Origin of the sequence: Chitinophaga sancti, from assembly GCF_034424315.1 — a bacterium.
GTDB lineage: Bacteria > Bacteroidota > Bacteroidia > Chitinophagales > Chitinophagaceae > Chitinophaga > Chitinophaga sancti.
Genome location: NZ_CP139972.1, coordinates 5,038,984 through 5,053,813 on the forward strand (window position 1 = coordinate 5,038,984; position 14,830 = coordinate 5,053,813).

General features: G+C 44.1%; 9 protein-coding genes. 7 read left to right on the forward strand and 2 right to left on the reverse strand.

All coding sequences use genetic code 11. The features are described from left to right. Positions 1 to 15: 15 nt before the first annotated feature. The 4 genes from U0033_RS19525 to U0033_RS19540 all read left to right on the forward strand — a co-directional run bounded on the left by U0033_RS19525 (position 16) and on the right by U0033_RS19540 (position 6,430). Positions 16 to 2,724 (forward strand): outer membrane beta-barrel protein, encoded by a 2,709-nt coding sequence (locus U0033_RS19525; protein ID WP_177318719.1) that lies wholly within the window; start codon positions 16 to 18, stop codon positions 2,722 to 2,724. After that, positions 2,721 to 3,482 carry a GLPGLI family protein gene (locus tag U0033_RS19530; RefSeq protein WP_072365085.1) on the forward strand — a complete coding sequence of 254 codons (762 nt, stop codon included), beginning with the start codon at positions 2,721 to 2,723 and terminating at the stop codon, positions 3,480 to 3,482. The genes U0033_RS19525 and U0033_RS19530 overlap by 4 nt, the downstream gene beginning before the upstream one ends. A 241-nt stretch (positions 3,483 to 3,723) precedes the next feature. Beyond that, a complete protein-coding gene (locus U0033_RS19535) occupies positions 3,724 to 4,215 on the forward strand; it encodes a hypothetical protein (RefSeq protein WP_245801860.1) in 492 nt (163 codons plus the stop codon). Between the two features lie 436 nt (positions 4,216 to 4,651). Beyond that, on the forward strand, positions 4,652 to 6,430 hold the full coding sequence (locus U0033_RS19540) for a hypothetical protein (RefSeq protein WP_072365083.1): 1,779 nt from the start codon (positions 4,652 to 4,654) through the stop codon (positions 6,428 to 6,430). 51 nt (positions 6,431 to 6,481) lie between these two features. On the opposite strand, the gene U0033_RS19545 is transcribed toward U0033_RS19540, so the two are convergent. Next, the gene (locus U0033_RS19545) at positions 6,482 to 7,006 is read right to left on the reverse strand and encodes a hypothetical protein (protein WP_072365081.1); all 525 of its coding nucleotides are present in this window, start codon (positions 7,004 to 7,006) and stop codon (positions 6,482 to 6,484) included. 468 nt (positions 7,007 to 7,474) lie between these two features. On the opposite strand from U0033_RS19545, the gene U0033_RS19550 reads away from it, so the two are divergent. The 3 genes from U0033_RS19550 to U0033_RS19560 all read left to right on the forward strand — a co-directional run bounded on the left by U0033_RS19550 (position 7,475) and on the right by U0033_RS19560 (position 13,502). Next, complete coding sequence (locus tag U0033_RS19550; RefSeq protein WP_072365079.1) at positions 7,475 to 9,391, forward strand: SPFH domain-containing protein; 1,917 nt, start codon at positions 7,475 to 7,477, stop codon at positions 9,389 to 9,391. Between the two features lie 161 nt (positions 9,392 to 9,552). Continuing rightward, positions 9,553 to 11,028 (forward strand): serine hydrolase domain-containing protein, encoded by a 1,476-nt coding sequence (locus tag U0033_RS19555; protein ID WP_083571842.1) that lies wholly within the window; start codon positions 9,553 to 9,555, stop codon positions 11,026 to 11,028. 128 nt (positions 11,029 to 11,156) lie between these two features. Then, entirely contained in the window at positions 11,157 to 13,502 is a 2,346-nt protein-coding gene (locus U0033_RS19560) for a glycoside hydrolase family 3 N-terminal domain-containing protein (RefSeq protein WP_083571840.1), read from the forward strand. Between the two features lie 72 nt (positions 13,503 to 13,574). On the opposite strand, the gene U0033_RS19565 is transcribed toward U0033_RS19560, so the two are convergent. Then, complete coding sequence (locus tag U0033_RS19565; RefSeq protein ID WP_072365075.1) at positions 13,575 to 14,825, reverse strand: sensor histidine kinase; 1,251 nt, start codon at positions 14,823 to 14,825, stop codon at positions 13,575 to 13,577. Positions 14,826 to 14,830 lie beyond the last annotated feature (5 nt).

A 14,830-nucleotide genomic window follows, 5' to 3' on the forward strand; every position in this document is an offset into this window, starting at 1 on the left:
GCCGTAAAAGGAAGTTTGACTGATTCAGCTGCCGGAATAAAGATTACTGATGCCACGATTAGCGTACTCACAGCAAAGGATTCCACCCTTTGTAAGTTCATCTGGAATACTTCCAGTCACAATTTTTCTGTGCCACTTAAAGAAGGTGGCAACTATATTCTGCTCATATCCTACCCGGGATATGCCGACTACACCGCAGGATTCAGCCTGGACTCCACCAAACCAGTCTACGATTTCCGGGGCATTAATATGCTCCTCAAATCGCGGCTATTAACGGAAGTACTGATCCAGGGCAAGAAAGCGGAAATGAAGATCAAAGGCGATACAACCGAGTATGACGCCACGGCATTTCATGTAGAACCCAATGCAAAGGTAGAAGACCTGCTCCGGCAGTTTCCCGGCATTGAAGTAGACAAAGACGGCAAGATCACTGCCCAGGGAAAAACCGTGAACAAGGTGCTCGTGGATGGTGAAGAATTCTTTGGTGACGACCCAACACTCGTCACTAAAAACATCCGTGCCGACATGGTAGACAAGGTACAGCTCTACGATCGTACCAGTGACCAGGCCAACTTTACAGGTATTGATGATGGGAAAAAAGAAAAGACACTCAACATCAAACTCAAGGAAGACAAGAAAAACGGATACTTTGGCAAGGTCGAGGCCTCTGCTGGTACTGACAAGTTCTACACCGGCAAAATGATGTTCAATGCATTCAAAGGCAAAGAAAGGTTCTCAGCTTTCGGCATCCTTGACAATACCGGACACCTGGGCATGGACTGGGGAGACAACAGCAAGTACGGTATGAGTAATTTCAACTTCAATTTTGGTGACGATGGCAGCATCCGCATTACCGGTTCCGGCAACGATGAACTGGAAAGCTACAACGGCGAATACTATGGCGAAGGCCTACCCACCGCAAGAAACGGTGGTCTGCACTACGACAATAAGTTCAACAACGACAAAGCCACCGTCAACGTCAATTATAGAATAGGTACCCTGGCTGTAGATGGCAACAAAAATGTACTGACACAGAACACGCTGCCTTCTTCCTATATTAATACCAACTCAAACCAGGCATTCCATAATTACCTCTTCCGCCAAAAAGGAAATGGCCGCTTTGAGTATAAACTGGATACAAGCAGCAGCCTCATTGTCAATGCCGCTGGTGGCATCAGGCATAGCTCTGTAGACAACGAGTATAGTACTACCAGCCTTCGCCAGGATAGTACCTTACTCAATACCAACAACAGAGCCATTCATTCTAAAACTGATGAAAATACTTTTGATGCCGGGCTCTTATTCAATAAAACATTGAAAAAGAAAGGCCGCAAATTCACCATGGGTATCAGTGAAAGTCATTCCAGCAGCACAGGTAATGAGCTATTGAAATCTGACATCAATTATTATAATACAAAAGGAGAACAGGATAGTAGTGTGATCAACGATCAGAACAGGGTACAACATAGTGACAACAATACCCTGACTGCCAATGCTACGTTCAACGAACCATTGTCAGAAAAAGCATCACTTTCGTTCTCTTACGACTTCGTCATGACGAATGCTAACAGCAATCTGAACACCTACAAAAAATCGGCGGATGAAAAGTATAATGTGTTGGATAGCCTGTACAGCAACGATTTTAAGATAGACAATTTCTCCAACCAGGCAGGCGTTATGTTCCTTTACAAGACGGCCAAATTCCGTTTCAATGGTGGCACTAAAGTGTCTAACGTATCATTTGAACAGCTAAACCATTACGACAATACGATCTTCAGGCGGAACTTTGTCAACTATAATCCACAGATCAACTTTACCTACAATTTTAGCCAGTCAAGGTCCATGAGCCTCTATATGAACAGGAGAACGCAATTGCCTAATGTGACGCAATTACAACCTGTCAGGATTAACACGGACCCGCTGAATGTACACCTGGGTAACCCTGATCTGAAACCTTCTTATAGTGAGGATATCTATTGGAATTACAATTCCTATAAGGCGATCACGGAGCAATACTTTTACCTGAATGCGAACTTCTCCCTAAGACACAATGCAATCGTTTCGAATGCAAGCACAGATTCTGTTGGTGCCAGCACCTATCAATATGCAAATATCAACAAGGATGGCTACAATGGCGGTATCTGGGCAACGTACGATTTCAAATTGAAATGGTGGGGTCTGCACTTATCCACATCAATGAACGGAAATACAAATGTGTCTTACAACATGGTGAATAGCATCCTGAATAAGTCTACATCTTATTCTATTTCACCACAGTTCTCACTCAGAAAAAATGGGAAAAAGAAAGGATACGCTGAGTTAAACTTCGAGCCGACCTATGACATTCAAAAATCCTCACTGCTGCCAAACATGAATAGCAATGGTTTGGGCTACAATATTGGTGGTGAGACCCGGGTATTCCTCCCCGCCGATTTCGAGTTCTATTCCAACGTAAGCTTCAGGTATACGCCAAAAACCAAATCGTTCAATACAGATCTGAAAAGAACACTCTGGAATATGGAAATAGGCAGGAAATTCCTGAAGGAGAAACAGCTGAGAGTTGCGATGACGGTGAATGACCTGCTGAACCAGAACACCGGGTTTAACAGGAATGTATCTGGGAGCCTGATCACGCAGAATACCTATACCACCATCAAAAGATATTATACGCTCACCATCACCTGGGATTTCAACAAGATGGGTGGTGCAAAACCTAAATCATGAGAACGCTCTATATACTGATTGCTGTATGTCTGTTGGGCGTACATCCATTGATGGCGCAACAGCGCTTTCCATCCAGCGGTACGATCACGTTTGAAAAAACGCTGAATGTGCATGCATATATCAATAAGCGCCTGAAAGAAAGACCCAATGAAGGTTTTTCCAAACAATTATACGAGTCATACAAAAACGCCAATCCCCAGTTCAAAAGGCTCTATTCCAAATTGCTCTTTTCCGGGAACCATACTTTGTTCACACCCTTGCCTGATGCCGGGGCACAGGATTTTATGTCAGGCTCCATCGGGATCTATCAGGCAAATACGATCTATACAGATCTGGGTACAGGTTTATCTACCTGTCAGAAAGAGGTGTATGGAGACAAACTGCTCATCAGGGATACGGCACGGGTGATCCAATGGAAGATTACGAGTGAGACCAGGGAAATAGCCGGCTATCAGTGCCGGAGAGCAAATGCGATTATTATGGATTCTATATATGTGGTTGCATTTTACACAGACCAGATCCATGTATCCGGAGGACCGGAATCCTTTACAGGATTGCCAGGAATGATCCTGGGTGTAGCGCTGCCTCATGATAACGTCACCTGGTTTGCAACGAGTATAGATCTGACTTCAGTACCGGCAACGAGTATGGTAACGCCTAAGAAAGGGAAGGAGATGAAGACCTTGGAAATGAGAGAAAAGATCAAAACTGTGTGGGGGGATAATATAGGTGGCCTGATGTGGTGGCTTGAATTATAATTAAATTTAGTAAATAGATCAGATCATAAACAGGAAGCAATTCCCCACCTGGGAGAATTGCTTCCTGTTTTAGGTTTAGGCAGTGCCACCCAACTTAAGCGCAAATGTCACCATTACCACCCGGCCATCTCCTATCAGCCGCAGGATCCTGCTCTCCCGTATTTGCTTCCCGATTTTAACCCGGGTTAAAATTTTCCTTCCCTCTTCTTTCGAGATTTGTATCACTAAAACAACAAACAATATGATCTCTTTATCCGTACTCGGTACTATCCATACCATTATTGCGATTGTCGCTATCCTTTTTGCAATGGCAGCCTTTGTTCAATCCGGCAAAATTCAACCCGGCACCACTACAGGGAATTATTATTCCATCCTCACGGTTCTTGCCTGTTTTACGGCTTTTGGCCTTTCCAAAGCAGGTGGTTTTAATCCGGGTCATGCCTTGGCGATCATGATCCTGGTTTTCTTAGGGATTGCCTATCTACTTACTCGCTCCGCAAAAGCATGGACGAAGTATGTACAGAATTTCCTTATGACCACTACTTTATTGTTGTCGCTGATCCCTGCGGTGAACGAAACGCTGACCCGTCTGCCACTGGGGCATCCGCTGGCTACAGACATCAGTTCTCCGGCTATTGCCAAAACGCTCATGGCCCTGCTCATTCTCTACGTGATTGCCCTGATCCTTCAATCTGTATTCATTCGTAAAATGCAGGGGGCTACCCGCAAATGAGTCGTGTAATATTTTTAATTGAATTGATTCACAATGGATTAAGCTGATTTTGGGGAAATAGATCATCCCGGCTGGCACTTAAGGCTGGTGATGCCTCAAAAATAGAGTTGAGCCCGGAATGATCCGTATATAAGCCGTAGATAACCCGCCTCTTTAAAGATGCGGGTTATCTACGGCTTATAGGCGGGTTATTGGCGGGTTATCTGCGGGTTATCTCCCTTTTTGAACAGGCGAAGCCCGATGTTGGGCCGGCAAAAGGCCCCTGCCAGTAAGTGATAAGTACAACGAATCATTTGGGGAGGTGGTCAATAGTAAGAAAATCCAAGTTGCAACACCAAAAAAGCAAATTCAAATCAGTAAAAACATCTGAGCGACATCAGTCAGGGAACTGCTCACCGTCAGTTATCTGGCAAAAATATCTGGTGAACTTTACCTTATGAACACTACGACGTTGCACCACTTCCATATCCCAGTTCTCGGCCTGGGGTATACCATCGACACACCAGCCAAAGTGGCGAGATTCGGGATCTCGTCAGTCATATCGATCACCGACGATGTTGTGATAGAGAGTATGCGGGCACATTATTCTAAACTTTTAGACAAACCTTACGAACCTATCAGCGAGCGCGCAGAAGATCATAGAGCCAGAAGAATTACAGGTTACCTGGACCTGATCCACGAAATGGTGGAACGCCAGATGACCACTTTACGCGAATTGCCTTTCTTTGAAGATAACGAACTGAGTAAATATTTCGAATTACTTCCCGACGATGTTCCTGTAAAACAACTCTACCTGAAAATGCTGGATGGGGAACCTGTAGACCAGGATTACCTGCGTAGCCAGCTGGTAGCAGGTGCTATTGATGTGAACATCATGTGTAAGGTGGATAATTTACGCTATGATAAGAACGGCGACCTGCTGCCGGAGAAATACTCTGATGCCATTGCTGCATTGAGGGGTTTTGCGGATAGTAAACTGAGCAGTTCTGTTGTATTATCAGCTGGTTATAATCCACGCCTGTACAATTACGTAGAGCAGCTGCCTGATTTCCTGCCTGATGAAAATGGTAAACTGAAGAAAAAGATCATTCTGAAAGTGAGCGATTTCCGTTCTGCACTGATACAAGGTAAACTGTTTGCTAAAAAAGGAGTTTGGATCTCTGAATTCAGAATTGAGTCCGGTCTGAACTGTGGCGGACATGCTTTTGCTACAGAAGGTCTGCTGCTGGGTCCTATCCTGGAAGAATTCAGGAATAAGAGAGCAGATCTCGCTGCTGAGTTATTTGCTTTGTGCAGCGCTACTAAACACTATCCGGTACAGCCACCTCAACTGATCACTGTACAGGGTGGTATCGGAACTGCGCATGAACAGGACTTCCTTTTAGAATATTATGCGATGGATGCTACAGGTTGGGGAAGCCCATTCCTGCTGGTACCGGAAGCGACTAACGTAGACGATGAAACGCTTCAGCAACTGGCTACTGCCAAAAAGGAAGATTATTATGTAAGTGATGCTTCTCCACTGGGTGTACCTTTCAATAATCTGCGCAATACTTCTTCTGAAAGACAGCGTGAAATGAGAATTGAGAAAAACAGACCGGGTAGCCCCTGCTATAAAAAATTCCTGGTAACAGATACGCAGTTTACCAAAGCACCTATCTGTACGGCATCCAGAGAATATCAAAACCTGAAGCTAAAAGAACTGGAAGCAAAGAACCTGAGTGGTGAAGAATACAGGGAAGCATTTGAAAAGATAGTGGTAAAAGACTGTCTTTGCGAAGGGTTGACGACTTCTGTGCTGATCAATAATGAATTGCCGTTAAACCACAACCTGTCAGCAGTAACTATCTGTCCGGGTCCAAACCTGGCTTATTTCTCAGGTACGTTCTCCCTGGCAGAAATGGTGAATCATATTTACGGCAGGGTAAACATTCTGAATAAACTTTACCGTCCGAATATGTTCATCAATGAACTGCACCTGTACATGGATTATTTCAAAAAGAAATTAGCCACCAGCAGTTCACTGACAGCACAGCAGGCAAAATCTTTACAAACATTCAAGAAGAACCTGCTGAGTGGTATAGAATATTATAAACAACTGGCGGAGCAATTTAAGAAGGAAAGCAACGAATACATCGCCCAGATGCGGGCAGAACTGGATCACGCAGTGATGACGTTGAATTTGCCTACTTTTAATCCTTGCCCAACAGTTTAATATATCCGATAGGCTACTGCCAGTGAATTGGCACGTTGCCTATCAAAAACTTTAATCAATACGCATTGCCAGCAGGGCATTTCTGGAGCTTTCTATAAAGGAAGTATCGGCATCGGGGGAACGTTTTTCAAATAAGAGTGTAAGCGTACGTCCTTTTCTAAGCGTTGAGGCCTCCACCGTTTGCAGATAGAAAGAGTCCTGCTGGAAATTGCTTCCATAAATATGGAATTGATTTCCATTGATATCCATAATGGTATCAATAAGTAGTTGTTCATGCCTGGAAAATAACTGTTGAATAACTGCTGCAGTATCGTAAATCTTGTCGACAGATAAGTATACAGTAAGGCGGTCACTGTTGTTCAACGGTAATATTCTGGGCTGATAACGGTACATGAGATAGTCCTTACCCATCTCATACTGTACAAATGAGAATGCTGTATCATACTGCGATGGCAGCTGGATGGTAATGACACCTATACTATCTCCTAAAGGGATTTTTCTGCCTTCCGGCAAATAAGACGGCTGTTTGCAGGCAAAAGCCATACACACAGGCATTACGAACATGTAAGGTTTCATAGGTCAGGATATAAATTATACCACTGTTCAAAAAATATTTTTCCCGGTGGTTACTTTAAAAATAACGTATTTTTTGGAGGTACTGATATGTTTTTGAGCCATCTCAAGGTCAAAAATCATATATTTTTTTATCCACTCCTCGCAATTTTCAGCCGGTATTTCCTAAAAACCTATTTCCCAATATTTTGCAATCCTCTACGATTTGTTAAAACTTTTTGGAATTCAAAAAATAGTTATAATCTTTGTATGGTAATAATATTTACAATGTACAATAAGCCCGCAAATTGCACCTTTCGTAATCTGCACTACTTTATCAACACGATCTTCAATACTTCCCCACCAGTATTTTAATCCGGTTTTTTCAACAACAAATTACGACTGCGTACGCGCAAAAAATGTACAGGTATAGGGACCTACCTGGCATGAATTCCTTTTTCTTATAAACAAATAAATAAACCAACAACTTTTATGCAAACAACTGATGTAATCAGGTGGCTGATGCTGCTTGGCATCCCCGTACTATGCCTTATAATGTACCGTTTCATTCTCCGCGTATTCTTTGGCCTTGTGATTGTACCCGAAGATAAGATTGGTCTCGTCACCAAAAAGTATGTACTGATGGGTAAACAGGAACTCCCCGCAGGCCGTATCCTGGCCACTGAAGGAGAAGCTGGTTTTCAGGCCCAAACCCTGGCCCCTGGTGTTTATTTCTGGATGTGGTTCTGGCAATACGATGTTAAGTTCCAGTCCTTTACTGTGATCCCTACCGGTAAAATCGGTCTGGTATTAGCACGGGATGGTGCTGAACTGCAACCCGGTGCTATCCTTGCACGCCGTGTAGATTGTGATGCATTCCAGAATGCCGAAGCATTCCTGAAAAATGGTGGTCAGAAAGGTCGTCAAACGGCGATTATGACACCCGGTTCCTATCGTGTCAACACCTATATCTTTGAGATCGAAATCACCGACATGGTGAATGTACCTGACAATGCGGTGGGTATTGTCACTACGATGGAAGGTAAGGCGATTGAAAACGGACAGATCGCAGGTAAGATCATCGAAGGTCACAGGAACTTCCAGGATGCCGATGCTTTCCTTGAAAAAGGCGGCTACAAAGGTTTACAGGAACAGGTGATCCTCTCCGGTTCATACTTTATGAACCCGTGGTTTGCCAAAGTAGAGATGCGTACCATGACTGAAATTCCTATCAGCCATGTGGGTGTTGTAATCTCTTATGTTGGTAATGAAGGTGAAGACCTGAGTGGTACCGATTTCAAACATGGCAACATCGTAGGTAAAAACTACAAAGGTGTGTGGGCTGAACCCTTAGGCCCCGGTAAGTATCCTATCAATACTTACATTATGAAGGTGGAATACGTGCCTACTACCAACCTGGTGCTGAACTGGGCAAGTGCCCGCAGTGAAGCCCACCAGCTGGATAAAAACCTCTCTACTATTACCGTGCGCAGTAAGGATGGTTTTACTTTCAACCTCGACGTGGCGCAGATCATTCACATTCCTGCTTCTGAAGCACCAAAGGTGATTGCACGCTTTGGTAACATGAGCAACCTCGTTACACAGGTACTGGAACCTACTATCGGTAACTACTTCCGTAACTCCGCGCAGGATGCTGAAGTGATCGACTTCCTGAAGAGCCGTAAGGAAAGACAGGAATCTGCAAAAATGCATATCGGTCGTGTACTGGAACAATACAACGTATTTGGTGTAGATACACTGATCGGTGATATCGTACCTCCTGAAAGCCTGATGAAAACACTGACTGATCGTAAGATCGCAGAAGAACAAAAGGTCACCTACGATACGCAGATGCGTGCGCAGGAAACCAGGCAGGCACTGGAAAAAGAAACGGCGATTGCAGAGATTCAGAAAGATATCGTGAAGGCAGACCAGGGTGTATTGATTGCGGAAAGAATTGCGGATGCATCTGTGAAGAAAGCGACTGGTGATGCAAACAGTGTACGCCTGCAAGCCAACGCAGAAGCGGATCGTATGAAACTGCTGGCAAGTGGTGAAGCAGAAAAAGTAAGAGTACTGGCAAAAGCGGAAGCCGAAAGAACTGAATTAACAGCAAGAGCTGAAGCTGAAAAAATATCCTTAACAGGTAATGCGGAAGCGGAAAAGATTCTGGCAATTGGTAAATCAAGTGCTGAATCCTATAAGCTGGCGGTTGAAGCAATGGGTGGAAATAACTTCACTCAATTGAAAGTGATGGAAGCGATCGGTGAACAGCATATCAAGATTATGCCTGACATCCTGATCGGTGGTGGTGGCGATGGCAGTAACGGTCCTATTAGCGGACTGCTGGGTCTGAAGCTGCTGGAACAATTAGGTGAAAAAAATAATACACAAACACCTAAAGAATAAACCGGCCTGCATCCTGTTTTATCCCTTTTCCTTTTACCCGGAGGCTGTCTCAATACAATGAGCAGCCTCTTTTTTTTATCCCATAATCAAATGGTTTAATCACATTTAAAATTTGGTGCAACCGGGCTAGCCTAATATTGCCTTATCAAAATTGCACCGACATGAAATTCATCTTAATAACAGCTTTTCTATTTTCCTGCTTATCATTGTGTGCGCAGGATTTCCAGCTACTTAACGGTAATATACTGATGGCTAAAAACGGGAAAGTTGTGCATCGTCTTTCCTACGGCTATGCTGATTTCCCATCACGTACACCCAATAATATTGAGACACCATATAACCTGGCTTCTATCTCAAAAACATTTACAGCTACCGCCATTCTACAGCTGATGGAAAAAGGGAAGTTAAAGCTGGATGATCCTTTCCAGCAATACTTCCCTGAATTTCCTTTTCCTGACATTACCATCAAACACCTGCTCTCTCATACTTCCGGCTTACCTGATCTGGAATTGTTTGAACCACTAATCAGGCAATATCCTGACACCATTGTATCCAGCCATATTCTGATCGGTCAGTTGATAGCATCACATTGTATCCCTGCTTTCAAACCCGGTGATGAATTTCGCTATTGCAATAATGGGTTTGTATTATTAAGTCTGCTGGTAGAAAAAATCAGCCAGCAATCATTTGAGGAATATTTGCAGGATCACATATTCAGACCAGCCCATATGTATGCAAGCTTCCTTTATGATCCTACCGGTAACAAATTCCCCGCACAGGTGAGTAAGCATGTTTATGAAAGCTTTGCTATTGACACTTTATCACGTGTAAGAGATCTGAAAAGATACCGGTATACGGACTATAACAACGATGCGGCCACCGGCGCATCTAACATCATCACTACCGTACAGGACATGTTATTATTCGACAAGGCATTCTTTGGTTTCAAATTGCTTAAACCCGCTACTGTTCAACTTGCAATCACTCCTGTAAAGTTGAACAATGGCACTTATCATACAGAAAAAGTAATGGATACCATGGAGGGTGAAGGTGAAGGTTCTTATGGTTTGGGCTGGGAATTATTTGACCAACCTGCGTATGGAAAAGGTGTAGGGCATGGTGGTTTCAAATTTGGCCTGGCTACCTTCTACTATCATAATCTTGATAACAACCAAACCATCATTGCTTTTGACAATACTGCCGCTCCTTCATTTGGTGCTGTTGTCACGAACGCACAGCGGATCATGAATGACCAGGAACCAATAACAAGAGATTATAAAAAATCACTGGCAAGGATATACGTTACGACCCTGATAAAAGAAGGTACAGATGCTGCTGCTACACAATTAACGCTATTACAAACAGATACCGCGCATTACTACCTGAGTGAGCTGGAAATGAACAAGGCAGGGTATGAGCAGCTGTACGATTATTACCGCATTGATGCCGCACTGGAAATTTTCAAACTCAATTGCCTGTTATTCCCGCGTAGCTTCAATACATATGATAGTTATGGTGAAGCGCTGAATAAAGCGGGTAAAAAAAAAGAGGCCATCGCCCTCTATGAACGTTCCATCCTGATCAACCCCGGTAATGAGGGAGGCATCAAAGAGCTCAGTAAGATCAAATCCCGTTAATAATTTATCACTCTGGGAGAAGATAAAATCACTTTAAAAATTCTTTTAAAATTAAACCCTTTACTTGTTATTTTTAGGATTCATAGTTCAGCTAAATGAATGATTGTCAATAAATTTAACAGGTAACGATGAAAATCAGACAACGAATTATCATGCTTGGGGTACTGCTGCTGGCCGTTGGTCAGGCTGGTGCACAGACCTACAAAAACGCCAAAGCGCCCGTTGAGGCCAGGGTGAAAGACCTGCTGCAACGAATGACGCTGGAAGAAAAAGTCGGGCAGCTGAATACGCTGCTGGGCTGGCCGATGTACGAAAAGAATGGTGATACAGTTGGTATCAGCGCCACGTTTAAAGAAGAAATTTCCAAGCGGCATATCGGTAGTTTCTGGGCTACCCTCAGGGCCGATCCATGGACACAGAAAACCCTGGAAACTGGTCTGAACCCACGCCAGAGCGCGGAAGCCACCAATGCTATGCAGAAGTACATGATGGAAAATACCCGCCTGGGTATTCCATTGATCCTGGCAGAAGAGTGTCCTCATGGACATATGGCTATTGGTACGACTGTTTTTTCTACCTCTATTGGTCAGGCAAGTACCTGGGACCCTGCACTGATCCAGGAAATGGCAACTGCCATTGCAGCCGAAGCCCGTGTACAGGGTGCACATATTGGTTATGGCCCTGTATTGGACCTGGTGCGAGAACCAAGATGGTCAAGACTGGAAGAAACCTATGGCGAAGACCCCTACCTGATCGGGCAAATGGGTATCGCGATGGTAAAAGGTTTCCAGGGTAATAGCCTGACCAGTGGAAAGAATATCATTTCTACCCTGAAACACTTTACGGCTTATGGTTCTCCTGAAGGAGGTCATAATGGAGGTATTGCGCTCACAGGTCAGCGTGATCTGTATATGTCTTACCTGCCGCCATTCAGGGATGCTATCAAAGCTGGTGCACTTTCTATCATGGCTTCATACAACTCTATTGATGGTATTCCCTGCAGTGCGAACGCTTTCCTGCTGAAAGATGTGCTGGTAAAAGACTGGGGCTTTAAAGGTTATACAGTGTCTGATCTGCATGGCATTCCAAGTATGAACTCAAGGCACCGTGTAGCCGCTGATGTGGAGCAGGCTGCTGCCATGAGCATCAATGCAGGTCTGGACAATGACCTGGGTGGTGCTGCTTATGGCGATGCCCTGATCAAAGCGGTGAAAGATAAACTGGTTACAATGCAGACAATTGATTCTGCAGTAGCACATGTGCTGCGTATGAAATTTAAGATGGGGCTGTTTGAACATCCATATGTAGATCCTGCAGCGGTGGAAAAAGTAGTGGCTACGCCTGAACACATTGCCTTGTCTAAAAAAGTAGCACTGGAATCTATTGTTCTGTTAAAGAATGAAAAGAACCTGCTGCCACTGAGTAAGTCAATTAAGAATCTGGCTGTAATAGGGCCGAATGCGGACAATATTTACAACCAGTTGGGGGATTATACTGCTCCGCAGCCGGAAGAGAAAATTGTGACCGTTTTAGAGGGGATTAAAGCGAAGTTAGGAACCGGTACGAATATCAATTATGTGAAAGGTTGTGCGATCCGTGATACTGCCAATGATAATATCGCTGCTGCGGTGACAGCTGCACAAAATGCGGATGCAGTAGTTTTGGTATTAGGTGGTTCCAGCGCGCGTGATTTCAAAACGTCCTATCAGGCTACAGGTGCCGCGGAGGTAAAGTCCGCCGAAAACGCTGTGAGCGATATGGAGAGTGGTGAAGGTTATGACAGGGTGAGCCTGGACCTGATGGGTTTACAGAATAAACTGCTGAAAAGCCTCGCGGCTACGGGCAAGCCGATTGTATTGGTGCTGATTGAAGGCCGTCCGCTGAATATTACCTGGGCAGCCGAGAATGTACCGGCAATTGTAAATGCATGGTATCCTGGCCAGGAAGGTGGGCATGCGATAGCAGATGTACTGTTTGGTGATTACAATCCTGCAGGTCGTTTGCCGGTGTCCATTCCTAAATCTGTAGGTCAGCTGCCGGTGTACTATAACTATAAGAATGCTTCAAGGCATGATTATGTAGAGATGACTGCTAACCCACAATATAGTTTTGGCTATGGTTTGAGCTATACTACATTTGGCTATGAGAACCTGCAGGTGAGTGTGAATGGAAAGAAAGTAAGTGTGAAGTTCACGGTGAAGAATACGGGTAAGGTAGCAGGTGATGAGGTCGCACAGCTGTATGTAAGAGATGATTACAGTTCCGTGGTGACTGCGAATGAGCAGCTGAAACGTTTTCAGCGTGTGCATTTAAATGCAGGGGAGGCGAAGGAGATTAGTTTTGAACTGAATCCGGAGGATTTACATTTGCTGAATGCGCAGAATAAGTGGGTGGTAGAACCGGGAACCTTTAGTGTGATGGTGGGTGGAAATAGTGATGATGCGAAATTGACCGGCAGTTTTACAATTAAATAAAATTGCAGCCGCTGAACTTTTGCCTACGGCAAAAGTTCAGCGGCTGCGCGAGCGGGGCAATGATGCAGCAGCTTAGCGCAGTTGCATCATTGCCTCGCTTTGTTTTACAGGAATACCGATTACGAAGGTGGCACCTTGCTCTAATTCGCCAGAGGCCGTGATAAACCCATTGTGCTGTTCCATAATTTTTTTACAAATAGAGAGCCCGATACCAGTACCCTCTATCTCGTGGTAACTATGCAGTCGTTTAAACACGATGAAAATATCCTCGGCATACTGGCTCTCAAAGCCAATCCCGTTATCAGTAATAAAGATCTTGTACAAATGACTATTTGAATCCTGCGGCACTTCTTTCTGTGCATAAATATGCACTTCAGGTGCTACATCCTTCTTCCTGAACTTGAGTGCATTGCTGATGAGGTTATAAAACAGCTGCCGCATCAGGGTAGGGATCACCTGTATAGAGGGCAACGGATCTATCTTTATAATCGCATTATTCTGCTGGATCTTTATCTCCAGCTCATTCAATGCGTCGCGTACGATCTCATTCAGATCAGCGTCTATAAAATCTCCTCCCTGTATAGAATGACGGGAGAAACGGAGTAAATCGCTCACCAGCTGCTGCATGCGAATAGTGGCATTCGTGATCTTCATCACATACTTATTCACTTCATCGCTGCTGCTCTTTTTCTGAATAATCATATCGCTGAACACCCTGATCTTGCGGAGTGGCTCCTGCAAATCATGTGATGCGATATAAGCAAACCGGTCCAGTTCTGCATTCACCGCTTTCAGGTGAATATTGTTTTGCAACAATTGTTTGTTCAGCTCCAATACTCTCAGTTCCGAGGCTTCTCTTTCTTCTATTTCCTTTTGTAATGAAGCGTTGGCATTTAGTAGTTTCTGTTCCTGTGCAATGAGTGATTGTGTTTTTCTGTACAGCTCTACAAACAGGCCTACTTTAATACGCAACAACTCCGGGTTAATTGGTTTATAGATGAAATCGACAGCACCTGCCTTATAGCCCTTGAAGATCACTTCTTCTTCATGGCTATGGGCTGTAATGAATATGATCGGAATATCTTTTAACTTTTCGCGCTGATATATGAAAGCGGCTGTTTCAAAACCATTCATGTCAGGCATCTGTACATCCATCAGGATCAGGGAAAAATCAAATTCCTTTAACAGGATCTTCAATGCAGCTCTTCCGGAGTTTGCTTTGACGATGATATAGCTTTCCCTTTCCAGTATGGATTCAATTGATAAGAGGTTATCCGGCCGGTCATCAACTACTAATATTTTTATGACATCGTGGTGCTGCACCTATT

Coding starts and splice junctions, on each gene's coding strand:
- U0033_RS19530 (WP_072365085.1), top strand. CDS start 2,721: ATGAGAACGCTCTATATACTGATTGCTGTATGTCTGTTGGGCGTACAT.
- U0033_RS19545 (WP_072365081.1), bottom strand. CDS start 7,006: ATGAAACCTTACATGTTCGTAATGCCTGTGTGTATGGCTTTTGCCTGC.
- U0033_RS19540 (WP_072365083.1), top strand. CDS start 4,652: ATGAACACTACGACGTTGCACCACTTCCATATCCCAGTTCTCGGCCTG.
- U0033_RS19560 (WP_083571840.1), top strand. CDS start 11,157: ATGAAAATCAGACAACGAATTATCATGCTTGGGGTACTGCTGCTGGCC.
- U0033_RS19535 (WP_245801860.1), top strand. CDS start 3,724: ATGATCTCTTTATCCGTACTCGGTACTATCCATACCATTATTGCGATT.
- U0033_RS19555 (WP_083571842.1), top strand. CDS start 9,553: ATGAAATTCATCTTAATAACAGCTTTTCTATTTTCCTGCTTATCATTG.
- U0033_RS19550 (WP_072365079.1), top strand. CDS start 7,475: ATGCAAACAACTGATGTAATCAGGTGGCTGATGCTGCTTGGCATCCCC.